We start from the raw sequence: 24,391 nt of genomic DNA, 5'->3' as shown, positions 1-24,391 counted from the left end.
GGGGCTTTTTTTATCAGAAAGTTAAGGCGTAGTTCAGACCAAAGGTGCGACCCCGGCCCTTATATTCGTACAGCGATGGACTGCCATAGGTTGGGCTGTACAGCAATGGCGCGCGCTGTCCCCACAGGGTGGTGTAATCTTCATCCAGCAGGTTTTCAATGCTGAAGGTCAGTTTGCCCAGCGGGAGTTGATAGCTGCCAATAAAGTCCACGGTGTTATAGCCATCCAGCTTGTTGCCGCTGGCATCGGTGAGATCAAACGACTGTTGGGTCTGAACCCGCAGCGACCACGGCTCGGGCGCCCAGCCGACCCAGGCGGTGGCTTTGGATGGCGACGCGAGCGTTACGTCCCATTTTTCCCATTTTCCGTTCTTTTTCACTTCAGATTTCAGGACGTTAAAGTTCGCACCGAGACTCCAGTCAGTGTCAGGGATGAAGTAATCCGCCGCGCCTTCCACACCGTAAATCCGGCGATCGTCAGGTTCCACGCGGATCGTCATATCGCTGCGGTTAATCACAATCGACTTATCGGACGTCGAATAGTACGCCGCCAGTTGGGTACGCAGATTATCGCCGGTATAACGCCAGCCCAGCTCATACGAATTGACCTTGATCCCTTCAAGACGCGAATCCGCCACGTTCACGCTGCGCTGGAGCTGATAATGATCGCCCACCAACTGGTAAGTGCCGTTGCCGTAGTATTTCCCGGGATCCGGTAGCTCAACGCCCTGGGAGAAGTTAAACCAAGTCTGCTGGCGTTCGGTGAGATGCGCCAACAGCCCGGCATTGAACAAGAAGTTGTCGTAATCGGTTTTGCCGCCAGGGATGACATCGGCAGAACTTGCTAAACCGTTGGCAATCCCCTGTTGTTGCGCGTAACCCACGAAATCATCAACGCGGTTTTCTGTCCATTGATAGCGCACACCACCGCTCAGAGTGAAGATGTCGTTAATGTCGTAACTGCTTTGCAGGAACGGAGCGAAGTTGGTGATGCTGTAACCGGGATAACGTCCGGTCGTGTAGGCCGTGCGATTGTCCATCCCGCCTGACGGCACAGACCAGGCCAGATCGAAGAACTTCTGGTTGGAGTCGAAGGTTTCATGATCCGCATCGACGCCCCACGTCAGCTCCCAGTTGTCCATCAACTGACTGTTGAGAGTGATTTTGGCGCCGAACTGGTCGGTATCCTGCTGCGACGCCGAGAAGCTGGTCACCTGACCTTTGCTGAGCGTCGGGAAGGGGTAGAACTTTAGCGACTCGTCGCGGTAATAGATTTGGCTGACCAGATTCTGGCCGAAGAAGTCCGCGTCAGAGTATTGCAGGCTGATCAGATGGCGCTCCGTCCCCGGAATACGGTCTGAACTCAGTCCGCTGCGTGTGCTGGCGGTGCCGCTACCGGTAACGGCGGACATGTTTTCGCCCAGGTATAACCCGTAATCTTCATCGCCCTGACTCTTGTAGTACTGGGTGACCAACTGTATCTGGCGGTTGTCATCGATATCGAGGGTGCCGGTCCCCATTACGTCCAGACGATCGGAGTGCTGCAGGCCGGTTTGCGTGTTGTCGAGCATCAGGGCATCACCGTTACCGTCATACCAACCGCCAAAGCGCTGATAGGCTACGGACAGTCGACCAGACGCGCGATCCGTTCCACCGCTGACCGCGGCGGCAACGCGCTCGTCGTGATCGTTGCTGTTGTTAAAACCCGATTTGCTGCCCAGTTCAAGGTCAACCTGGCGGCCCGGCTGGCCTTTTTTGGTCACAACGTTGATTAAGCCGCCGGTACTGCCGCCGCCATATAGCGAGGTTGCGCCTGAAATGACCTCAATGTGGGCGATGTTAAAGGGATCGATAGAATCCAGCTGACGACTGTCGGTACGTGAAGAATTCAGGCGTACGCCGTCGATCAGCACGACAATCGCACGACCACGCATGTTCATTCCGTAGTTGGTACGTCCCTGGCTGCTGACATCGATGCCCGGAATCAGTTGCGCCAGCACGTCTTTGAACTCTTTGCCGCCCTGAACCTGTTGCTCAATCTCCTGGCCTTCAATGACCCAGGTGGTCTGTGCCATCTCGGCGACGGTTTTCTGGCTACGGTTAGCGCTGACGATGAGGTTTTCTTCTTCTGTTTGCGCCGCCGCAGCGGGCAGAGTCAGGGCTAACAGGACAGGGTTGAGAACCCAAAGACGCTTATTCATTCGCATTCCTTTCTGAAAATATCTGTGCAGGTGAAGGTTTTCACCGGTCGTAGCCGGCTGTTACATTGTGAAACAGATACAAAATCAAATGCGAATATTGCTGATAATAATTGTTATTATCAATGTTTTTTTACAAAAAAGTGAACCTAACTCAGTGATAACATTAGTTATTATGCGGGAATCATGGTGTGGAAGGACCGGGAAATGACGTTTCCCGGTCAACAAAGCGATCAGGTCTTCAGCAGTTCAGGCCACAGGCGTAGGGTAGTGTGGGTGATTTGCTGCAGCTTGTCGAAACTGGCGCCTTCCCGGGCGCTGATGGACATCCCTTGCAAAATGCAGCTCAGATACTCGGCAAGATGTTGCACATCGCAGTGCGCCGGGATCTCGCCGCGTTCCTGCCGTTGACGAAGAAATTGCGTCAGGGTTTGTTCCTGCATGGCGTGACGTGATTTCACCGTATGCGCAATGTCGCGTGACGCGGCGGCAAGCGTCGCGGAGGTATTAATCATAAAGCAGCCAGCGGGGGTGTCTTTGCTGGTGAAACAGGTTGCCACTGCGGTGAAGTAATCCTCCAGTGCCGCTTCAACGCTTTTCTCTTCGCAGAATAACTGCGCTTCATGTTTTGCCGCGAAGCGGGCGATGTATCTGTCCAGCACCGCGCGGAACAGACCCTCTTTATTGGTGAATTCCGCATACAGCGTTGGCGCTTTCGCACCCGTCGCTTCAACAAGGTCAGAAAGCGATGTTGCTTCATAACCGTGCTGCCAGAAGAGTGTCATGGCCTTATCAAGCGCGGCTTCCCTGTCGAACACTTTTGGTCGGCCACGGCTTTTTTTAACACAACCTGTCGATTCAGTTGTCATGATGCCGTTGTACCTTAATGGGCTTAGTGAGCAACCATTATAAAAATAAACCCGCACAGGCTCCAGCGCATTCGTGAGAAAAAGTTTTTCAGCTTAGTTGTATGAAAGATAAGTGCTTTTGTTTTTATATAACGATCGTTATAAAAAATGGGTTGACGTGTGACCTGGATCACATCTATCATTTATCTATCGATCGTTAAGTAAATGCTTACGACGCCCAATCATCTGCAAAAGGTCACTATTATGAAAAACGTAAAAACCCTCATCGCTGCTGCTGTTCTGAGTTCACTGTCATTCGCAAGCTTCGCGGCTGTAGAAGTTCAGTCCACGCCTGCCGGTCAGCAAAAAGTCGGCACCATCTCTGCAAATGCAGGGACTAATCTGAGTTCATTGCAGGACGAACTGGCGCAGAAAGCGGATGCTATGGGGGCGAAATCATTCCGCATTACTTCTGTAACGGGTCCAAACAACCTGCACGGTACCGCGGTAATTTATAAATAAGCATTAACCCTCATTGATGCCTGCTGCTGCAAGATAACGTGATAAAAAAAGCCCCGCTGAATGTATTCAGCGGGGCTTTTTCATGTCCGGAATCGTTACATCGACTGCTGATCCACCTCGCGATGGCGTCGGACATCGACCGGCATCCCGGAACGAACGTCCATCACATGCTGCATCACCGCCGCGTCCGTCTGCGCGGAATCTTTAAACGATTGCAGAGTGCTGTTTAAGACAATAGGCAGAACCTGCGGGTCATCATCTATATTTTTCGACAGCGGCTGGTGGACTTCGACCAGCCGCGTCCCGTCCGGCTCAACCGAGGCTTTGATCGGGGTATTGATGATATTCACTTTGGTGCCCGGTGTAACCTGTCTGAACAAGGTCTCAATATCGCCATCACGCAGGCGGATACAGCCAGAACTGACGCGCATGCCGATACCGAAATCAGCGTTGGTGCCATGCAGCAGATAGACGCCACCATACGCCGCTAAGCGAATAGCATGGTGTCCCATCGGGTTATCCGGTCCGGCAGGCACCACCGCCGGAAGGATAATTCCTTGCGCTTTATAGCGGGCACGGATATTCGCCGTCGGCGTCCAGGTTGGGTTGGCGCGCTTGTCGGAGACGGTTGTGACCATCGTCGGGGTCAGGGTATCACCGCCCAACTGGCCAATGCCGATAGGGTAGACGGTGACCGAATTTTTCCCCGGATGGTAGTAGTAGAGACGCAGTTCAGCCAGGTTGATAACAATGCCTTCACGCGGAGCATCCGGTAGCAGCGTCTGCAAGGGGATGGTCAGCACGCTGCCCGCGCGGGGAACGTAGGGATCCACGCCGGGATTCGCCTGCAACAGCGCGAGAAAACCGACGTTATATTTTTTCGCGATGGCTTCCAGCGAACCTCCGTTATTTTCAACAACGTGGTACTTATTTTCCCCGACCAGTTTGCTGCCAGGCGGAGGAAGAGGCCAGGTATTCGCCTGTGCGGGAAGCGCAAGCACTATGCTGGCGGCGAGCGCAAAAAAGGCCAGCCAGCGGGAAAGTCGCATCTTGTTCATTATCATCACAAATCAAAGGGTTATTATGCCAGAAGAGTCCAATAATAATTATGGCGGGGCGGCGTGTCTTTAAATGCAAGGGAAGTGCAAAGAGTTGTAAAGATCGCGGAACCTTGCCTGATAGCGCGGCGCTTATCAGGCCTACGGCCTGGAATCGATGTGTAGGCCGGATAAGGCGCAACCGCCATCCGGCACCACTCAATCACGCTACGGCGTTTTCTTCCAGTTGCTGCATAAACTGGCGCACCCAGTCCATCCGCGTTTTCCGCTCGGTCAGATCCTGGATGAACTTCAGTCGTGTCGGCCCGTCAAGACGGAAGTGCTGCGGCTGTTTTTGTAGCAGTCCAATCAGCCAGCCTGGGTTAACATGGTTCTTCTCGGCGAATTCGATAGTGCCGCCTTTCTCATTGCCTTCCAGTTTGCGGATACCCAGCTTCTGCGCCTGTTGACGCAAGCGGGCGATATCCAGCAGGGTACGCGCCGGATCGGGCAGCAGACCGAAGCGGTCTATCAGCTCCACTTTGATCTCTTCCAGTTCATTCTCGCTCTTCGCGCTGGCGATACGCTTGTAGAACGACAGGCGGGTATTCACGTCCGGGATGTAATCGTCCGGCAGCAGCGACGGCATACGCAGTTCGACTTCAGTTTGCTGGCTGGTGAGATCTTCCAGCGATGGCTCGCGTCCGGCCTTCAGGGCATCGACGGCGTTTTCCAGCAGCTCCATATACAGCGAAAAGCCGATGGTTTCCATCGAACCGCTCTGTTCTTCCCCGAGCAGTTCACCTGCGCCGCGGATCTCCAGATCGTGAGTCGCCAGCGCAAAGCCCGCCCCCAGGTCTTCCAGCGAGGCAATCGCTTCCAGGCGTTTTTGCGCGTCGGTGGTCATCGCTTTGGGATGCGGCGTCAGCAGCCAGGCATACGCCTGATGGTGTGAACGTCCTACGCGGCCGCGCAACTGGTGTAACTGTGCCAGACCGAAGTGATCCGCACGCTCGATAATAATCGTGTTGGCGGTCGGGATATCAATCCCGGTTTCGATAATGGTGGTACAGACCAGCACGTTAAAACGCTGATGGTGGAAGTCGTTCATCACGCGTTCCAGTTCGCGTTCGCGCATCTGCCCATGACCAATGGCAATTCGCGCTTCCGGCACCAGCTCCGCCAGCCTGTCGGCGGCTTTCTGGATGTTCTCGACATCATTATAAAGATAGTAGACCTGCCCGCCGCGCAGCACTTCACGCAGAATTGCCTCACGGACCACCAGCGCATCGTACTCGCGAACAAACGTTTTCACCGCCAGACGCCGCGCTGGCGGCGTGGCGATAATCGACAGATCGCGCATGCCGCTCATGGCCATGTTCAGCGTACGCGGGATTGGCGTGGCGGTCAGCGTCAGAATGTCCACATCGGCGCGCATCGCTTTGATGCGCTCTTTATGGCGCACGCCGAAGCGGTGCTCTTCATCGACGATCAGTAGCCCCAGATCTTTCAGTTTCACATCGCTTTGCAGCAGTTTATGCGTACCGATCAGAATATCAATTTTCCCTTCGGCAACCTGTTCCAGGATCTGCGCCTGTTCTTTGGCGCTACGGAAGCGGGAAAGCATTTCGATGCGCACCGGCCAGTTGGCAAAACGGTCGCGGAAATTATCAAAGTGTTGCTGGGCGAGCAGAGTGGTCGGCACCAGCACCGCCACCTGCTTGTGGTTTTCGACCGCGAGAAACGCGGCGCGCATCGCCACTTCGGTTTTACCAAATCCAACGTCACCACACACCAGGCGGTCCATCGCCAGCGGCTGACACATATCGCTAAGTACAGCGTTAATCGCCTGCGCCTGGTCGGGAGTGGTTTCAAAGGGGAAACCGTCGCAGAACAGTTGATACTGCTCGCGATCGTGTTTGAAGGCGAAACCCTCTTTTGCCGCGCGTTGAGCGTAGATGTCCAGCAGCTCGGCTGCCACGTCGCGCACTTTCTCTGCCGCTTTTTGTCGCGCGCGTGACCAGGCGTCGCCGCCGAGTTTATGCAGCGGCGCGTTCTCTTCCGCGCCTCCGGCGTAACGGCTGATCAGATGCAAAGAGGAGACCGGGACGTACAGTTTGGCGTCATTAGCGTAGGTGAGCATCAGATATTCACCTTTGATCCCGCCCGCTTCCAGCGTGGTCATCCCGGCATAGCGTCCAACGCCATGCTCCAGATGCACCACGGGCTGACCCGGATGCAACTCTGCCAGGTTGCGGATCAGCGTATCCGGGTTAATCGTGCGGCGCGAATCCTGACGACGGCGCGCCACGCGCTCGCCCAGCAGGTCGCTTTCACAAATGAGTGCCAGATTGCGCGTCGTATCGATAAACCCGTGCTCGGCGGCGCCAATCATCAGGTAGCGTCCTGCCTCCGTCGCGTCATCCAGACGCATAATGCGCTTCGGCGCGACTTTGATTCTGGCGAGCAGTTCACCCAGAGATTCGCGGCGGCCTTCACTCTCAACTGAGAAAATCACCGGCCCGTTGAAGGATTCGAGGAATTTGCGCAGCGCATCCAGCGGTGATTTTTGCTGCGCCTGAACCGCGAGGTCCGGCAGCGACTGGAAGCCTAAGTTGGTATTTGCCGCCTTGGCGGGAAGGTGGTCGGTTTTGAGCTGCACGCGCGGCCAGCGTTTGAGTTCAGAAAAGAGCTCATCGACACGCAACCAGAGGGACTCCGGTGGCAGCAGCGGACGCATCGGATCCACGCCACGGTTTTCGAAACGCGCCAGCGTATCGGCCTGGAAACGCTCGGCGCTGTTTTCTAAATCGCCAGTATTGACCACCAGCGTATTGGCCGGGAAATAGCTAAACAGCGGCGGCAGCGGCTCGCTGAAAAACAGCGGCTGCCAGTATTCGATCCCCGCCGGCAAAGTGCCTTTGCTGACCTGTTGATAAATATGCTCTGCGTCGCGCTTCACCTCGAAGGTATCGCGCCACTGGCTGCGAAACAGTTCGATAGCCGTTTTGTCGGTTGGGAACTCGTGGGCGGGCAGCAGATTGATGGCGTCGACTTCTTCCAGCGTGCGCTGGGTGTCCGCGTCAAACAGGCGCAGACTGTCAATTTCATCGTCGAAGAAATCCAGACGATAGGGCTGTTCGCTACCCATGGGGTACAGATCCAGCAGCGCGCCGCGGGTAGCGTATTCGCCATGTTCCATGACCTGATCAACATGCCGGTAACCAGCGCTGTCGAGCTGTAAACGCAGGGCATCGCGCGATAAACGCTGGCCTTTTTTCATCACCAGCGCATGACCGTGCAGATAGCTGTGCGGGCAGACGCGCTGCATCAGGGTATTGACCGGGACGATCAGCACGCCTCGCTGCATCGACGGTAACTGATACAGCGTGGAGAGACGTGAGGAGATAATTTCCTGATGCGGGGAGAAACTGTCGTAGGGCAGTGTTTCCCAGTCCGCGAGGCTCATGACCATCTGATCGGTAAACTGACGGATTTCATCATGCAGGCGCAGCGCGTTTTGCATATCGGGCGCCACGAGCACGACGGGACCATCATGACGTTCGGCAATTTCCGCCACCAGTGTGGCGCAGGCAGCCCCGGTCAGTTCACCTAACAGGCGCTGATCGCCCGCTTTCACGGGCAGCGTGTAACGTTGTTGTTCAGGCATTCGGTTGTCAGAATCTCTTTTAGGTAGTCGTCTGATAAGCAATGCCCTTTATTATCCGTGATCGCTCCTCATTAGCAAATTGAATCGCCCTCACCGGAGGGCGAAAAGTTTAGCGGGAATAGCTAACGGTTTGCGGGCGAGAAGGGGGAGAGAAGAGGATATCGCCGAACAGGTCCTGCGACACTTTACGCATGGCAAGACCCAACAGCGTGCACACCAACAGACTGGCAAACGGATAGACCAACAACAGGGCCAGTTCCAGTTCGGGGGACCAGACGGCGGCATTGATTTGCGGGATCAGCAGCAGGCTGAACGCCTCGACCAGAATGCGATGCGTAGTATAAATCGCGATAGTATTCGAACCGATCACGTTAAGCAGACTGGATTCACGCATACCGAAGCGCTGCTCATACTGATAAAACAGCTTCATGATCAGCACAATAGAGACCAACGACAGCAGCAATGAGACGTTAAACAGCCATGCGGCGATAGCCAGCACGAAGGCAGCTGCGCAGGGCAGCGCATATCGGCGCAACGGCACTTCTTTAATCCCTGCCATCAGCGGGACGCCAAACCAGGCGCCAAGGCTGTAATACGGCAGGTTGCGGATCACACTGTTCATTCCCCACCACGGGGTGGCAGCAAAGTTGACCGTCACGCTCAGTACAACAAACAGGGCGAACAGCGGCACGGCCCAGCGGCTGAACACTTTACAGACTATGAAATAGACAATGAGCGCATACAGATACCACAGGCTGGTGCTGGCAGTCAGCATGCCGTGAAGGAACTGGCTAACGGAACTGGCGTAAGCGGCGTTGGACGCATGAAGCAGATCGCGTGACGGTGCCAGCCAGTTGTTCAGGGCGTTGAGCGCCAGCCACTGGACCACACCCCACAGCGCCAGCACCCAGAAAATACTCCAGATTCGCTTATTAACGCTTTCTTTCCAGCTCACGCTGTCGATGTAGCGGCGAATCAAAAAGCCCGAGATAAAGAAAAATACCGGCATGCGAAACGGGGCGAGATAGAGATTAAAGTAAACCCAGCATTTCGACAGCAGCTGTGAAAGGGGCAACTGGAAGTGGGTCAGATGCGGGTAAAAGGTGATGACTGAGTGATAGATGACGACCAGACAGATACATAACCCTTTGATTTGATTAATCCATAGTTCTTTCTTTTTCATCAGGACAGCACGCTCGCGTTATTCAACATAGCCTGTGATCCTGCGGGGTGACTCTGGTGCTGTAATGCGTAACATTCTGTTTTTTGTTTTTTTTAAGAAAAGGATCAGGGTCAGCGAGGACGGTATCCTGCGCTTGTCACGCGGTGGATCCCTTTCATCTGTGTACTGACGAACACTTACGGTTCAGGCGTTTACCCATGCGGCTTTCGCTTATATACTCGTGACTTTGCTAACAGCAACCAGACGGATTTCATGTACCAACCTGTCGCTCTATTCATCGGCCTGCGTTACATGCGCGGGCGTGCAGCAGATCGCTTCGGTCGCTTTGTCTCCTGGCTTTCCACCATCGGCATTACCCTTGGGGTGATGGCGTTGGTCACGGTTTTGTCAGTGATGAACGGTTTTGAACGTGAACTGCAAAATAACATCCTGGGGTTGATGCCCCAGGCCATCCTTTCTGCGGAACAAGGCTCTCTGAATCCACAGCAACTGCCGGAAAGCGCTGTAAAACTGAACGGTGTCAATCGTATTGCGCCGCTGACAACCGGCGATGTCGTGCTGCAAAGCGCGCGCAGCGTGGCGGTCGGGGTGATGTTGGGTATCGACCCGGCACAAAAAGATCCGCTTACGCCGTATCTGGTCAATGTGAAGCAAACCGATCTGCAGCCAGGCAAGTATAATGTCATCCTTGGTGAGCAGCTCGCAGGCCAGTTGGGGGTCAATCGTGGCGATCAGATCCGCGTGATGGTGCCGTCTGCCAGTCAGTTCACGCCGATGGGCCGTCTGCCAAGCCAGCGTCTGTTTACCGTGATCGGCACCTTTGCAGCGAACAGCGAAGTCGATAGTTACCAGATGTTGACCAATATTCAGGACGCCTCGCGCATCATGCGCTACCCGGCCGGGAATATCACCGGTTGGCGTTTGTGGCTGAATGAGCCGCTGAAGGTGGACTCGCTCAGTCAGCAGACGTTGCCGGAAGGGACGAAATGGCAGGACTGGCGCGAGCGTAAAGGCGAGCTGTTCCAGGCCGTGCGGATGGAAAAGAACATGATGGGGCTGCTGTTGAGCCTGATCGTAGCGGTTGCCGCGTTCAATATTATTACCTCGTTGGGTCTGATGGTGATGGAGAAGCAGGGAGAAGTGGCTATTTTGCAAACGCAGGGGCTGACGCCGCGACAGATCATGATGGTCTTTATGGTGCAGGGGGCCAGCGCCGGGATTATTGGCGCACTGCTGGGTGCCGCGCTGGGTGCGCTGTTGGCCAGTCAGCTCAATACCCTGATGCCGGTGATCGGTATCCTGCTGGACGGTGCGGCGCTGCCGGTGGCGATCGAGCCGCTGCAGGTCATCGTCATTGCGCTGGTGGCAATGGCCATCGCGCTACTTTCTACGCTTTATCCTTCCTGGCGCGCTGCCGCCACTCAACCCGCTGAGGCTTTACGTTATGAATAAGATCCTGTTGCAATGCGTCAAACTGTGCAAACGCTATCAGGAAGGTTCCGTGCAAACCGACGTGTTGCACGATGTCAGCTTCAGCGTGGGCGAAGGCGAAATGATGGCGATTGTCGGCAGCTCCGGCTCCGGCAAAAGTACGTTGTTGCACCTGCTGGGCGGGCTGGATACCCCGACCTCCGGCGATGTCATTTTTAGCGGTCAGCCGATGAGTAAACTGTCGTCGGCGGCGAAAGCGGAGCTGCGTAATCAGAAGCTCGGCTTTATTTATCAGTTCCACCACCTGCTGCCGGATTTCACCGCGCTGGAAAACGTGGCGATGCCGCTGCTGATTGGCAAACACAAACCGGCTGAAATTAACGCACGAGCGCGTGAAATGCTGAAAGCAGTAGGGCTGGATCATCGTGCCAGCCATCGTCCGTCTGAACTCTCCGGCGGTGAGCGTCAGCGTGTGGCGATTGCCCGCGCGCTGGTCAACAACCCGCGACTGGTGCTGGCGGATGAACCAACCGGTAATCTGGATGCGCGCAACGCCGACAGCATCTTCCAGCTTCTGGGCGAATTGAACCGCTCGCAGGGCACCGCGTTTCTGGTCGTCACCCACGATCTGCAACTGGCGAAGCGCATGAGTCGCCAACTGGAAATGCGTGACGGACGCCTGACGGCAGAACTGAGCCTGATGGGGGCGGAGTAATGGCCTCGCCTTTATCGTTATTAATCGGTCTGCGCTTTAGCCGGGGACGGCGGCGCAGCGGTATGGTATCGCTGATTTCGGTGATCTCGACTATCGGTATCGCGCTGGGGGTGGCGGTTCTGATCGTCGGCCTGAGCGCGATGAACGGCTTCGAGCGTGAGCTGAACAACCGTATTCTGGCTGTGGTGCCGCACGGCGAGATTGAGGCGGTTAATCAACCGTGGACCAACTGGCGCGACGCGCTGGAGAAGGTACAAAAGGTGCCGGGTATTACCGCCGCGGCGCCGTACATCAACTTTACCGGACTGGTGGAGAGCGGGGCGAATTTGCGCGCTATTCAGGTAAAAGGCGTGGATCCGCAGCAGGAACAGCGTTTGAGCGCGCTGCCCTCGTTTGTGCAGAATAACGCCTGGGCTGATTTTAAAGCTGGTGAACAACAAATCATTATCGGTAAGGGCGTTGCAGACGCGCTGAAGGTGAAGCAGGGGGACTGGGTCTCCATCATGATCCCCAATTCAAATGCCGATCATAAGCTGATGCAGCCGAAACGCGTGCGGCTACACGTTGCTGGCATTTTGCAGTTAAGCGGTCAACTGGATCACAGCTTCGCGATGATCCCGATGGCCGATGCCCAGCAGTATCTGGAGATGAACAACACGGTTTCCGGCATTGCGCTGAAGGTCAACGACGTTTTCAACGCTAACAAACTGGTGCGTGATGCTGGTGAAGTGACCAACAGCTATGTTTACATCAAGAGCTGGATTGGCACCTATGGCTATATGTACCGCGATATCCAGATGATTCGCGCCATTATGTATCTGGCGATGGTGCTGGTGATCGGTGTCGCCTGTTTTAACATTGTCTCAACATTAGTGATGGCGGTAAAAGACAAGAGTGGCGATATTGCGGTATTAAGAACGCTGGGGGCGAAAGATGGTCTGATCCGCGCCATTTTTGTCTGGTACGGTTTGCTGGCAGGACTGTTCGGCAGCCTGATCGGCGTGGTCATTGGTGTGGTGGTTTCGCTACAGCTGACGCCAATCATTAACGGCATCGAAACGCTGATCGGCCATCAGTTCCTTTCCGGGGATATCTATTTTATCGACTTCCTGCCATCCGAATTGCACTGGCTGGATGTGATTTATGTGCTGGTCACCGCACTGTTGCTGAGTTTGTTGGCGAGTTGGTATCCGGCGCGGCGCGCCAGTAACATCGATCCTGCAAGAGTACTTAGCGGCCAGTAACCATAATTGCGTGAGAGATACACAACAACCTCCCTGTGACCAGAACAGCGGCCACCTGAAGGATGAAGTGTATAAAACAAGGAGCGGCAATGTATTACGGGTTTGATATTGGTGGGACAAAAATTGCGCTAGGCGTCTTTGACAACGAGCGGAAATTACAGTGGGAAAAGCGAGTTCCCACGCCGCGCGAAAGCTATGACGCTTTTTTAGAGGCCGTTTGCGGGCTGGTGGCGGAAGCCGACCAGCGTTTTGGCGTGAAAGGTTCGGTGGGCATTGGTATCCCCGGAATGCCGGAAACCGACGATGGCACGCTGTATGCCGCGAATGTCCCTGCTGCCAGTGGCAAACCCCTGCGCGCCGATCTTAGCGCGCGCCTTGATCGCGACGTTCGTCTCGACAACGATGCAAACTGTTTTGCCCTGTCTGAAGCCTGGGATGATGAATTCACCCGCTATCCGCTGGTGATGGGCCTGATTCTGGGCACCGGGGTGGGAGGCGGTTTAATCCTCAACGGAAAACCGATTACCGGGCGCAGTTACATTACTGGCGAGTTTGGTCATATGCGTCTGCCGGTCGATGCGCTCACCCTGATGGGGCTCGATTTCCCGTTGCGCCGCTGTGGCTGCGGTCAACTCGGTTGTATTGAAAATTATCTGTCCGGGCGAGGGTTTGCCTGGTTGTATCAGCATTATTATCATCAACCGTTACAGGCGCCTGAAATCATTTCACTGTGGGAGCAAGGCGATGAACAGGCGCGGGCGCATGTTGAGCGTTATCTGGATTTGCTGGCGGTGTGTCTGGGAAATATCCTGACTATTGTCGATCCGGATCTGGTCGTCATCGGCGGCGGATTGTCGAATTTTACCGCCATTACCACCGATCTGGCGGACAGACTACCGCGTCATCTGCTTCCCGTGGCACGAGTGCCCCGCATTGAGCGAGCACGACATGGTGATGCCGGTGGGATGCGTGGTGCTGCCTTCTTACATCTTACCGATTAATCAAAAGAGGTTGCTATGCTGTCGCGTCGGGGTCATCGGTTAAGTCGATTTCGGAAAAACAAACGCCATCTGCGCGAACGCCTTCGTCAACGGATCTTTTTCAGAGACAGAGTGGTACCGGAAGTGATGGAAAAACCAAGAGTTTTGGTGCTTACAGGGGCAGGGATCTCCGCGGAGTCTGGTATTCGTACCTTCCGCGCCGCTGATGGACTGTGGGAAGAACACCGGGTTGAAGATGTGGCGACGCCGGAAGGCTTTGCCCGTAATCCCGCGCTGGTGCAGTCATTCTATAATGCCCGCCGTCGGCAATTGCAGCAGCCTGAAATCCAGCCTAATCCGGCGCACATCGCGCTGGCAAAGCTGGAAGAGGCATTGGGCGACCGCTTTTTGCTGGTGACACAGAATATCGATAACTTGCATGAGCGGGCGGGTAACCAGAACATCATCCATATGCATGGCGAGCTGTTGAAAGTGCACTGCTCGCAGAGCGGACAAATTCTGGAGTGGACGGGCGATGTGACGCCGGAAGATAAATGTCACTGCTGCCAGTTTCCTGCGCCGCTGCGTCCGCACGTGGTGTGGTTTGGTGAGATGCCGCTCGGGATGGATGAAATCTATATGGCGCTGGCCATGGCGGACGTTTTTATCGCCATCGGCACCTCCGGACACGTTTATCCGGCGGCTGGTTTTGTCCACGAAGCAAAGCTGCATGGCGCGCATACGGTTGAGCTGAATCTGGAACCAAGCCAGGTCGGCAGTGAGTTTGAAGAGAAATATTACGGTCCGGCAAGCCAGGTTGTACCTGAGTTTGTGGAGAAGTTATTGAAAGGTTTGTAATAAAAAGGCCCGGATTTTCCGGGCCTTTTTGCTGGATTAGCGTCCTGCTTTTAGCTTCTGATAATACTCTTCGTAAATTGTGCTGGCGGAGCCTACATCGTTCTGCCATTCGCCTTTACTGATGGTTTCTGCATCCGGATAGAGTGATTTATCGTTGGCGATTTCCGGGCTTAACAGCTTACGTGCCGCCAGGTTTGGCGTCGGATAGCCGATGGTTTCCGCCACTTCCTTCGCCACGTCCGGGCGCAGCAGGAAGTTGATCAACTTCAGCGCGCCTTCTTTGTTTTTGGCGTTTGCCGGAATCGAAAGGCTGTCCATCCAGAAGATCCCGCCTTCTTTCGGCCAGACCACTTCCAGCGGCGTACCGGCCTGACGGGCGACGAAGGCAGAGCCGTTCCACACCATCCCCAGATTCACTTCGCCTTCCATATATGGATTCGCCGGGTTGTCAGAGTTAAACGCGGCAACGTTAGGCATCAGCTTTTTCAGCTCGTTATAGGCTGCTTCAATCTCTTTAGGATCGGTGGTGTTGCCGGAATAGCCCAGTTTACGCAGCGCCATCTGGAACACTTCGCGCGCATCGTCGGTCAGCAGCAGACTGCCTTTGTATTCCGGTTTCCACAGGTCAGCCCAACGGGTGACGGTTTTCGGATCGATGCTGTCGCTGTTCACGCCAATGGCCGTCGCGCCCCAGATGTACGGAATGGAGTAGTCGTTGTTGGGATCGAACGGCTTGTTCAGCATCTCTGGATCGAGATTGTTGAAGTTGGATAACTTCGACTTATCAATCTTCTGAATCATGCCTTCTTTACGCATTTTATCGACATAGTAAGTCGATGGCACGACCAGGTCATATGCGCCGTCTTTGTACGTTTTGAGCTTGGCGTACATGGTTTCATTCGACTCGTAGGTCGAGTAAATAACCTTGATGCCGGTCTCTTTAGTGAACTGTTCCAGCAGTCCTGGCGGAACATACTCGGTCCAGTTGTAGAAATAGAGTGTTTTACTGTCGTCCGCGTGCGCAGCGCTGATTCCCATGACGAGAGCGCCTGCCGCGAGCAGGTGGCGTGACCATTTTTTCATTTTAACGTCCCCTGAACTTTAGTTTTATCACGAGCAATAAGTTGGCTGGCGATCACCAGAACCAGCGATAACACCAACAGAATGGTCGCCAGCGCATTCACCTCCGGTGAAACGCCGACTTTCACCATTGAGTAGATCTTCAACGGTAGAATTTCATAACCCGGCCCGGTGACGAACGACGAAACCACCACATCGTCCATCGACAGGGTAAAGCTCAACAACCAGCCAGCGGCGACTGCTGGCATCGCTAATGGCAGAATGATTTTACGCAGGATAGTCATTTCGCTGGCACCCAGATCTTTTGCTGCTTCCAGCATCCGCACGTCAAACCCCTTCAGCCGCGAATAGACCGTCACAACCACGAAAGGCAGGCAGAAGGTGATATGTGAAAACAGTAGTGACCAGAAGCCCAACTGAATGCCCAGCAGCATAAACAGCACCAGCAGTGAAATCGCCATCACGATATCCGGCGACATCATGACCACAAACAGCATCCCGCTGACGAACGGCTTGCCGCGAAAACGGTAGCGATACAGCGCCACGGCCGTTAACGACCCGATAGCGGTGGCGAACGTTGCGGAAAAAATAGCCATCGTCAGCGAATGTTGCGCCGCCTGCAGCAGGCTATCGTTGTTCATCAGCAGGCCATACCATTTGGTGGTAAAGCCCTGCCAGTTAATGCCAAAGCGCGAGCTGTTAAAGGAGTTCACAATCAAAATAATGATCGGAATATACAGGTACGCGTAGATGGCGGTCATAAAACCGCCGCGAAGCAGACGACCGATCATTCGAGTTCTCCCTTTTTGTTCAGCAATCGGGAGGCGCGCCAGTAAACCAGCAGCATCAGGCCCATCACAATCGTCAGGGTAATGCTGGTTGCGGCACCAAACGGCCAGTCGCGGATATTGAGAAACTGAACTTTAATCACGTTACCGATCAGCAGGTTTTTCGCGCCGCCCATCAGATCGGAGACGTAGAACAGTCCCATCGCGGGCAGCATTACCAGCAGGCAGCCCGCAATAATCCCTGGCATGGTCAGCGGAATGATGATCCGAATAAAGGTCTGCAATTTACTGGCACCCAGATCTTTTGCCGCTTCCAGCAACGGTCTGTCGAGTTTTTCAATGCTGGAATACAGTGGCATCACCATAAACGGCAGCAGGATATACACAAGACCAATAATGACTGCGCTCGGGGTAAACATAATGCGCATCGGCGTATCGATCACCCCAAGCCAAAGCAGAAACTCGTTCAGATAGCCCTTGGTGCTAAGGAAAATTTTCAGCCCGTAGATGCGGATCAGCGAGTTGGTCCAGAAGGGAACAATCAGCAGAAACAGCAGCAGTGGGCGGACTTTCTCTGGCAGTCGCGCCAGAAACCAGGCAAATGGATAGCCGAGCACGAGGCAGGCGAGGGTGGCGATCAGCGCCATATTCAACGAGTGCAACAGCACTTCAAAATAGAGCGGATCGAGCAGGCGCGCGTAGTTGTCCAGCGTAAAGACCATTTTGACGAAGCTGGCATCGTCGCGGGTCAAAAAGCTGGTGCCAATGATCATCAGGTTGGGCAGAAAGACAAACAACACAAGCCAACCGACGATAGTGACAATCACCACATTCTGGAATTTACTTGTGTTCTTCATCAGCCAGTACGACCTCCCAGCTTTCTACCCAGTTAATAGCCATTTTCTGGTCGAGAGAGTGGTCAAAGTCCGGGTCATCTTCGTTGAAGAATTCGCTGACCATCACCATCTTGCCATTTTCCAGTTCAACCACCGACTCCAGCGTCATACCTTTATAGTTACGTTCACGGACATAGCCGATCAGGCCGTCAATGTGGTTGTCATCATTGATTTCATCCACGCGCAAATCTTCCGGGCGTAACAGAACGTGCAGTTTCTGTCCTGGCTCAACGGCGAAGTTGACGTAGATATTGCATTCACGGCCTTCGACGTTAGCACGAACGCGCTGTTCGTCCAGACGCTCGATCACCGTGGCGTTAAACATATTGATTTCGCCAATGAATCCGGCGACGAACAGGTTTTTCGGCTCTTCGTAAATTTCACGCGGCGTGCCGTCTTGTTCGATGCGCCCATCGCGCATCACGACGATGCGATCGGACATGGTCAGGGCTTCTTCCTGATCGTGCGTCACGAACACGAACGTGATGCCGAGCTTACGCTGCAAGGCTTTCAGTTCGTTCTGCATCTGCTTTCGCAGCTTATAGTCCAGCGCGGAGAGGGATTCATCCAGCAGCAACAGGCGGGGTTTATTGACCACCGCACGGGCAATCGCTACGCGCTGCTGTTGGCCGCCGGAAAGTTGATGTGGTTTACGCTGGGCAAACTCTTCCAGTTGCACCATCCGCAGGGCTTCCAGTACGCGTGGCGTGATGTCGGCTGCAGGGGTTTTCTGCATACGCAAACCGAAGGCCACATTTTCAAAAACAGTCATGTGGGGGAATAGCGCATAGCTTTGAAAGACGGTATTCACATAACGGTTTTCTGCCGGTACGTGAGTGATATCCTCGTTATCGAGCATGATGTGCCCGGAATCTACGGTTTCCAGACCGGCAATCAGGCGCAAAACGGTTGTTTTACCGCAGCCAGAAGGGCCAAGCAGCGTGAGGAACTCGCCATTATTGATTGTCAAATCCAGTTCAGAAATGACCTCTTTTCCATCGAAGCTTTTGCTGATACCTGACAAAAGAACCAGCGGTGAAAGCGAACGCGGTTGTTTATTCAATTTTTTACTCTGTCCCATGTAGACGCAACGGATGGCTGACCGATGCGGGGTTTGTGGTTGACCACCTTGGTGACTCTTAATGAGGGCCGTAATTCTACGGCAAACCGTTGTCATCGCCAATGTTTGTTGCTAATTACTCTACACTTCATCCTTCAGACTGCCTGTTTGTAGGCTGCACTCACATACTCCAGTCACGTACGGTTTGTTCGCGCCTGGGGGCTTCATGCGCTTGCCGCCGCGATGCATCCTGTACGCTTTTGTGGATATATTTCCTGAATAAAGGGGTCCGGAAGCGAAATATTCTCGTTTGCGGGGATAAAAGTGACCTGACGCAATATTTGTCTTTTGTGGCTTACTGATAATGTTGTCACAAATAGTGAGGGTGACTGCATGGATAAACTACTTGAGCGTTTTTTACACTACGTTTCATTGGATACCCAATCGAAAGCGGGTGTGAGACAGGTTCCCAGTACCGAGGGACAGTGGAAGTTATTAAATTTGCTCAAACAGCAGCTCGAAGAGATGGAGCTGGTCAATGTGACATTAAGTGACAAAGGGACGCTGATGGCAACGTTGCCGGCGAATGTCCCTGGCGATATCCCTGCTATTGGCTTCATTTCCCATGTGGATACCTCACCGGATTTCAGCGGTAAGCACGTGAATCCGCAGATCGTGGAGAACTATCGCGGCGGTGATATCGCGCTGGGCATTGGCGATGAAGTGTTGTCGCCGGTGATGTTCCCGGTGCTGCATCAGTTGCTTGGTCAAACGCTGATCACCACCGACGGCAAAACGCTGCTGGGGGCGGACGACAAAGCGGGTGTGGCGGAAATCATGACCGCGCTGGCGGTACTGAAGCATAAAAATATTCCACATGGCGATATTCGCGTCGCTTTTACACCGGACGAAGAGGTGGGCAAAGGGGCGAAACACTTTGATGTAGCAGCCTTTGACGCCAAATGGGCCTATACCGTCGACGGCGGCGGCGTGGGTGAACTTGAGTTTGAGAACTTCAATGCCGCTTCGGTGAATATCAAAATCGTCGGCAATAACGTGCATCCGGGGACGGCAAAAGGCGTGATGGTCAACGCATTATCGCTGGCGGCGCGCATTCACGCCGAGGTTCCTGCGGATGAAAGCCCGGAAATGACCGAAGGATATGAGGGCTTCTACCATCTGGCGAGCATGAAAGGCACCGTGGATCGCGCCGATATGCACTACATCATTCGCGACTTCGACCGCAAACAGTTTGAAGCGCGCAAACGTAAGATGATGGAGATTGCCAGGAAGGTCGGGAAGGGGCTGCATCCGGATTGCTATATTGAACTGGTGATTGAAGACAGTTATTACAATATGCGCGAAAAAGTGGTTGAGCATCCGCATGTTCTGGATATCGCACAGCAGGCGATGCGTGACTGCGATATTCAACCAGATATGAAGCCGATTCGCGGCGGTACCGACGGCGCACAGCTCTCTTTCATGGGATTACCGTGCCCGAATCTGTTCACCGGCGGCTACAACTATCATGGCAAGCATGAGTTTGTGACGTTGGAAGGGATGGAAAAAGCGGTGCAGGTGATTGTGCGGATTGCCGAATTAACGGCGAAGCGGTCGTAGCGTGGTTGATGCCGGCTAACGCGACGCTTATCTGGCCTACAGGACATGTGAACCGTAGGCCGGATAAGACGCGTTAGCGCCGCCATCCGGCATCGTTTCAATGTTACCCTTCGAAGAACCAGTACCCGCTGTTAACCAGGGCTGCCAGCATTGCGAGGAACGATGGATCTTCCAGCGCGTCACCAAAGTTCTCTGCAGTCAGCACGATATGGCTGGCAAGGGCTTCCAGCGCCGGACGGTGCGGAGAATCAATTCTCTCGCCGTTGGCATAAACGTCATCACCCACACGCAGTACCCGTAACCCCCCCAGACGCACCAGCACATCGCCTTGTTTCAGGGCATCGTAGATTTCATCAGGCTGATATGGCGGCTCCGGTGGCGCAATATCCAGTTCATGACGCGACTGGGAGATAAACTCGCCAAACCACTGTTTAAAATGCTCTGGCTGATTAATCAGATCCAGCATCATAGTGCGTAGTTTGTCCATCTCCTGCGGCAGGACGTCAGCAGGATGCTCACGCGACGGCATATCCGGGTCGCAGTAATAAGTACTGCCCAGCTCACGTTGCAGGACGTAGTCGGCAAACCCGCTGATCAGTTCACGGGTGTTTGGCGCGCGGAAACCGACGGAATAGTTCATCGCGTTTTCCAGCGCATAGCCTTCATGCGGGAATCCTGGCGGAATGTAGAGAATATCGCCCGGCTCCAGTTCTTCATCAATGATGGCTTCAAAAGGATCGACCTGCAGCAGGTCCGGATGCGGGCAGTGCTGCTTCATCTGCAACTTTTCACCCACGCGCCAGCGACGACGACCGGTTCCCTGAATGATAAACACATCATACTGATCGAGATGGGGACCTACGCCGCCGCCAGGGACCGAGAATGAGATCATCAGATCGTCGATACGCCAGTCAGGCAGGGCGCGGAAGGGGCGCATCAGCGCGGCGGTTGGCTCATGCCAGTGGTTCACCGCCTGCACCAGTAACGACCAGTTATTCTCGCCGAGATGGTCATAGCTTTCGAACGGACCATGGCTTACCTGCCATTTGCCATCCTGATGGCTTACCAGGCGGCTATCGACTTCACTTTCCATCGCCAGCCCTGCCAGTTCGTCAGGGGAGAGGGGATCGATGAAGTTATTAAAGCCGCGTTTTAACACCACTGGGCGCTTTTGCCAGTGACGTTCAAGAAATTCGGGCCAGTTGAGTGTTAATTGGTATTCCATATTGAGCTTCCACAGGCTGGGGCGGGTATCTGTCACCGATTATAACGGATGCTTAACCAGATGCGTGCAGTTGGCTCATATTTATTACATTTCGGTTTAGTCGTCTTTCGGCCCCGGCTGTTGATGTCCAAAAATGACTTCCATACGTGCACCGCCGAGCAGGCTGTCGCTGGCAACGATTTTGCCGTCGTATTGCTCGGTAATTTCTCGCGCCACCGCCAGTCCTACGCCTTGCCCCGGACGCATCGTATCCACGCGTTGACCGCGGTCAAAGACCAGATCGCGCTTGCTGAGTGGGATCCCTGGACCGTCATCTTCCACCACGATGTACAGATGATCGTCGGTCTGGCGGGCAGAAATCTCAACAAACTCGAGACAGTACTTGCAGGCATTATCCAGCACGTTGCCCATCACCTCGACAAAATCGTTCTGCTCGCCGACAAAGCTGATTTCCGGTGAGATATCGAGGCTAATGTTCACGCCTTTACGCTGATACACTTTGTTCAGCGCCGAGGTGAGATTATCCAGTAGCGGTGCGACCGGATGCAGCTCGCGGCTCAGCAGGACACCCCCGCCGCGCATACTGGCGCGATGCAGATAGTAGCCGATTTGCTGTGAAATCCGGCTGATCTGTTCGAGCATTACCGGTTCTGCCTCGCTGACGCTCATCTTATCGCTACGCATCGAACGCAACGTACTTTGCAGCACGGCGAGCGGCGTCTTCAGGCTGTGGGTGAGATCGGTCAGCGTGGTGCGGTATTTGTCATAACGCTCGCGCTCGCTTTTCAATAGGCGGTTCAGGTTACGCACCAGGCTGGTCAACTCCCGCGTCGTTGCAGGGTTAAGCTGTTCGCGGTGGTGTTCTTCCAGTTCGCGCACCTCACGAGCCAGTGCCTCAATGGGGCGCAAACTCCACCAGGCCGCCACCCAGAGCAGGGGAATGACCAACAACAGGTTGGCAGCCAGCACATAAATAAACCAACTCCAGACCATATACGAGCGTTTAAGCTCAATCGGAATGGTGTCTACCACCACAATCGTCAGTTGTGGCATGCGCGCGGTAGCCGGGTAGACGTTAACCGCCACCGAGTGGGTCATTTCGGCGTCGTCGTCATCTTCCCGAACCTCTTTCAATCGTTCCTGAACGGAGTGATCGTCATTGAGCAGCGAGCTGCTGGCGCTGATGTCGGCTTCTATTTCATGAAAACCATTGCTTTTCAGCCAGTCGGGCTGAATCAGTCTGACCAGCCAGGGGACGTTACGCTGGGCCCACAGCAGTTTGCCGTTCTCATCATAGATCAACGACATCGTGGGACTCTGCATGTCGAGGTGCTCGGGAAGTTCGACGTGGATCTTATTACCTTCCCATTTTGCAAGCGTATAAAAGAGATTACTTTCGCCGCGCAGCAGACGAAACGTGGTCTTATCGAAACTCACGCTGTAGCCGATCAGCGCAACCATGCCATAGGCCAGAGAAAGCACCAGCACTACGCCTGCGGTGGCCAGCAGAAAACGCAGGCGCAGTGACAACGGAAAAAGATGACGCAACAGTTTATTCATCAGCGCAATTCAAAAAGATATCCCTGACCCCGCACAGTGGTAATGACTTCATCCGGATACTGCGCCTGTATTTTTTTACGCAGGCGGCCCATCAGCACGTCGATAGTGTGGCTTTCACGTAGCTCGGCGTCCGGATACAGCTGCAACATCAGCGAGTCTTTGCTGACCACTTTGCCATTATTGCGGATCAGCGTTTCCATGATGGTGTACTCAAACGCGGTCAGTTTGATCACTTCATCATTGACCGAGAGTTCGCGGCGCGAGAGATCAACCTGAAAAGGCGGAATAGAGATAATCTGCGAAGCGTGGCCGCTGTTACGGCGCATCAGCGCCTGCATCCGCGCGGCGACTTCCTCAATATGGAACGGCTTGGTGACGTAGTCATCTGCACCTGCGCTCAGCACTTCCACTTTGTCCTGCCAGCTTTCACGGGCGGTGAGGACGAGAACCGGGAGAGATACGTCATTGCTCCGCCAGCGGCGGATCAGTGAAAGTCCATCTTCATCCGGAAGACCCAAATCGACGATAGCGATGTCAGGCAAGTGTTCGTTAAGGTAATAATCGGCCTCTTTGGCATCTTCGGCATCGTCAACCTGATGTCCGGCATCCTGAAGCTGAACTTTCAGGTGATGACGTAATAACGCATTATCCTCAACAACCAGTACACGCATCATCTTTTCTCACTCTATTTACGGTATGAATAGTTTAACGCTGATTATGAAAGTTGAAACCAGCGCAATGAAATTAAATGACTTTTTTATCAGGCCCCGCCCTTGGGAGAATCCCTGGAGCAATGCTGTTGGCATTTGATTATTCCGCAGGCTGACCTGGTCCTGGGTCATGTCACCAATCCACGTAGAATAAACCTCACACACCATGCGAGCATCTTCATGCCCCATCTGGCGGGCAATGAATGAAGGATTCGCTACGGCTATCAGCATCCAGCCAGCATAAGTATGCCGTGACTGACAGGCATTTCTCTCCCTGATACCTGAAAGTTTAGTACCACGTTTCCCGCCACAGGAAATCGAGTATTTGGGAAAGAAACCTTCTTTAGTATATGAACCCGATCCGGGGATAAAGACAACGCGACGTTCTTATTCCAGCAACCGTTTTGGGCGGAACACACAAATGTTTATTCGTCTGGTTTCTGGATACATGGATCTCACCTTTTTCAGGTCTACATCCTCCCAGGCCAGCGCACATATTTCCCCTGGTCTTATCCCCGTGTGTGTTGCCACTATAATGATGAAGGCAAGTTTGTGGGGAAGTGCCAAGATCAGCGCCTGATACTCATGAAGTAAAAGTGGATCGGGATCTGCTTTAACGAGCTGGAGCCTCGATACCCCCTCATAAGGTGCATGTAATATAGACTGACTTCTGTTCGCAAGCTTCAGCATTTACGATAAAACTGCCATTTGTTTAATTACTGTTGAAGGGGAGCGACCTTTTTTGATGAATTCTGGCATTGCAGGGT

19 protein-coding genes are annotated in these 24,391 nt (G+C 54.1%); 7 read left to right on the top strand and 12 right to left on the bottom strand.

Features of this window, described 5'->3' with window-relative positions; translation table 11 throughout:
* Nucleotides 1-13: 13 nt before the first annotated feature.
* Together JTI98_RS17135 and comR are read right to left on the bottom strand one after the other, a co-directional pair.
* Nucleotides 14-2,200 (bottom strand): TonB-dependent siderophore receptor, encoded by a 2,187-nt coding sequence (locus JTI98_RS17135; RefSeq protein ID WP_216081578.1) that lies wholly within the window; start codon nt 2,198-2,200, stop codon nt 14-16.
* 230 nt (nt 2,201-2,430) lie between these two features.
* Nucleotides 2,431-3,066: a TetR family copper-responsive transcriptional repressor ComR gene (comR, locus tag JTI98_RS17130; RefSeq protein ID WP_044257979.1), complete on the bottom strand. Its 636-nt coding sequence runs from the start codon at nt 3,064-3,066 to the stop codon at nt 2,431-2,433.
* A gap of 243 nt (nt 3,067-3,309) precedes the next feature.
* Between comR and bhsA the strand changes: the two genes are divergently transcribed.
* Nucleotides 3,310-3,567: a multiple stress resistance protein BhsA gene (gene bhsA, locus JTI98_RS17125; RefSeq protein ID WP_043001950.1), complete on the top strand. Its 258-nt coding sequence runs from the start codon at nt 3,310-3,312 to the stop codon at nt 3,565-3,567.
* Nucleotides 3,568-3,662: 95 nt separating this feature from the next.
* Here the strand turns inward: bhsA and JTI98_RS17120 are convergent, their stop codons facing one another.
* The 3 genes from JTI98_RS17120 to JTI98_RS17110 all read right to left on the bottom strand — a co-directional run bounded on the left by JTI98_RS17120 (nt 3,663) and on the right by JTI98_RS17110 (nt 9,457).
* Nucleotides 3,663-4,628, bottom strand: a complete 966-nt coding sequence (locus JTI98_RS17120) for a L,D-transpeptidase family protein (RefSeq protein ID WP_044327009.1) — start codon at nt 4,626-4,628, stop codon at nt 3,663-3,665.
* Between the two features lie 199 nt (nt 4,629-4,827).
* The gene (gene mfd, locus JTI98_RS17115) at nt 4,828-8,274 is read right to left on the bottom strand and encodes a transcription-repair coupling factor (protein ID WP_044327004.1); all 3,447 of its coding nucleotides are present in this window, start codon (nt 8,272-8,274) and stop codon (nt 4,828-4,830) included.
* A 109-nt stretch (nt 8,275-8,383) separates the two neighbouring features.
* The gene (locus JTI98_RS17110; protein ID WP_043000964.1) at nt 8,384-9,457 is read right to left on the bottom strand and encodes an acyltransferase family protein; all 1,074 of its coding nucleotides are present in this window, start codon (nt 9,455-9,457) and stop codon (nt 8,384-8,386) included.
* Nucleotides 9,458-9,709: 252 nt separating this feature from the next.
* On the opposite strand from JTI98_RS17110, the gene lolC reads away from it, so the two are divergent.
* From lolC to cobB, 5 genes are all read left to right on the top strand, one after another.
* Entirely contained in the window at nt 9,710-10,909 is a 1,200-nt protein-coding gene (gene lolC, locus JTI98_RS17105; protein ID WP_216081577.1) for a lipoprotein-releasing ABC transporter permease subunit LolC, read from the top strand.
* Entirely contained in the window at nt 10,902-11,603 is a 702-nt protein-coding gene (gene lolD / locus JTI98_RS17100) for a lipoprotein-releasing ABC transporter ATP-binding protein LolD (RefSeq protein ID WP_216081576.1), read from the top strand. Before lolC ends, lolD begins: the two co-directional genes overlap by 8 nt.
* Nucleotides 11,603-12,847, top strand: a complete 1,245-nt coding sequence (gene lolE / locus JTI98_RS17095) for a lipoprotein-releasing ABC transporter permease subunit LolE (protein ID WP_043000961.1) — start codon at nt 11,603-11,605, stop codon at nt 12,845-12,847. The genes lolD and lolE overlap by 1 nt, the downstream gene beginning before the upstream one ends.
* A gap of 89 nt (nt 12,848-12,936) precedes the next feature.
* Complete coding sequence (gene nagK, locus JTI98_RS17090) at nt 12,937-13,848, top strand: N-acetylglucosamine kinase (protein ID WP_044266473.1); 912 nt, start codon at nt 12,937-12,939, stop codon at nt 13,846-13,848.
* A gap of 15 nt (nt 13,849-13,863) precedes the next feature.
* Nucleotides 13,864-14,685: a Sir2 family NAD+-dependent deacetylase gene (cobB, locus tag JTI98_RS17085; protein ID WP_043000959.1), complete on the top strand. Its 822-nt coding sequence runs from the start codon at nt 13,864-13,866 to the stop codon at nt 14,683-14,685.
* Between the two features lie 36 nt (nt 14,686-14,721).
* On the opposite strand, the gene potD is transcribed toward cobB, so the two are convergent.
* The 4 genes from potD to potA are packed head-to-tail and all read right to left on the bottom strand — an operon-like array spanning nt 14,722 to nt 18,530.
* Nucleotides 14,722-15,768 carry a spermidine/putrescine ABC transporter substrate-binding protein PotD gene (gene potD, locus JTI98_RS17080; protein ID WP_044254924.1) on the bottom strand — a complete coding sequence of 349 codons (1,047 nt, stop codon included), beginning with the start codon at nt 15,766-15,768 and terminating at the stop codon, nt 14,722-14,724.
* Entirely contained in the window at nt 15,765-16,556 is a 792-nt protein-coding gene (gene potC, locus JTI98_RS17075; protein ID WP_054176609.1) for a spermidine/putrescine ABC transporter permease PotC, read from the bottom strand. The genes potD and potC overlap by 4 nt, the downstream gene beginning before the upstream one ends.
* A complete protein-coding gene (potB, locus tag JTI98_RS17070) occupies nt 16,553-17,410 on the bottom strand; it encodes a spermidine/putrescine ABC transporter permease PotB (protein ID WP_043000956.1) in 858 nt (285 codons plus the stop codon). The genes potC and potB overlap by 4 nt, the downstream gene beginning before the upstream one ends.
* On the bottom strand, nt 17,394-18,530 hold the full coding sequence (gene potA, locus JTI98_RS17065) for a spermidine/putrescine ABC transporter ATP-binding protein PotA (protein WP_043000955.1): 1,137 nt from the start codon (nt 18,528-18,530) through the stop codon (nt 17,394-17,396). Before potA ends, potB begins: the two co-directional genes overlap by 17 nt.
* Before the next feature lie 372 nt (nt 18,531-18,902).
* Here potA and pepT point away from each other — a divergent pair, with 372 nt between their 5' ends.
* Entirely contained in the window at nt 18,903-20,129 is a 1,227-nt protein-coding gene (gene pepT / locus JTI98_RS17060) for a peptidase T (protein WP_043000954.1), read from the top strand.
* Between the two features lie 103 nt (nt 20,130-20,232).
* Here the strand turns inward: pepT and roxA are convergent, their stop codons facing one another.
* From roxA to phoP, 3 genes are all read right to left on the bottom strand, one after another.
* Complete coding sequence (roxA, locus tag JTI98_RS17055) at nt 20,233-21,354, bottom strand: [50S ribosomal protein L16]-arginine 3-hydroxylase (protein WP_058587938.1); 1,122 nt, start codon at nt 21,352-21,354, stop codon at nt 20,233-20,235.
* Nucleotides 21,355-21,450: 96 nt separating this feature from the next.
* Complete coding sequence (gene phoQ, locus JTI98_RS17050) at nt 21,451-22,914, bottom strand: two-component system sensor histidine kinase PhoQ (protein ID WP_044328723.1); 1,464 nt, start codon at nt 22,912-22,914, stop codon at nt 21,451-21,453.
* On the bottom strand, nt 22,914-23,585 hold the full coding sequence (gene phoP / locus JTI98_RS17045) for a two-component system response regulator PhoP (protein WP_043000951.1): 672 nt from the start codon (nt 23,583-23,585) through the stop codon (nt 22,914-22,916). Before phoP ends, phoQ begins: the two co-directional genes overlap by 1 nt.
* Nucleotides 23,586-24,391: the final 806 nt, after the last annotated feature.

Source organism: Citrobacter sp. MGH 55, from assembly GCF_016906145.1.
In the GTDB taxonomy this organism is placed as follows: domain Bacteria; phylum Pseudomonadota; class Gammaproteobacteria; order Enterobacterales; family Enterobacteriaceae; genus Citrobacter_A; species Citrobacter_A amalonaticus.
Note: the sequence above shows the minus strand (reverse complement) of the source record. Positions and strands in the feature narration are given on the sequence as shown.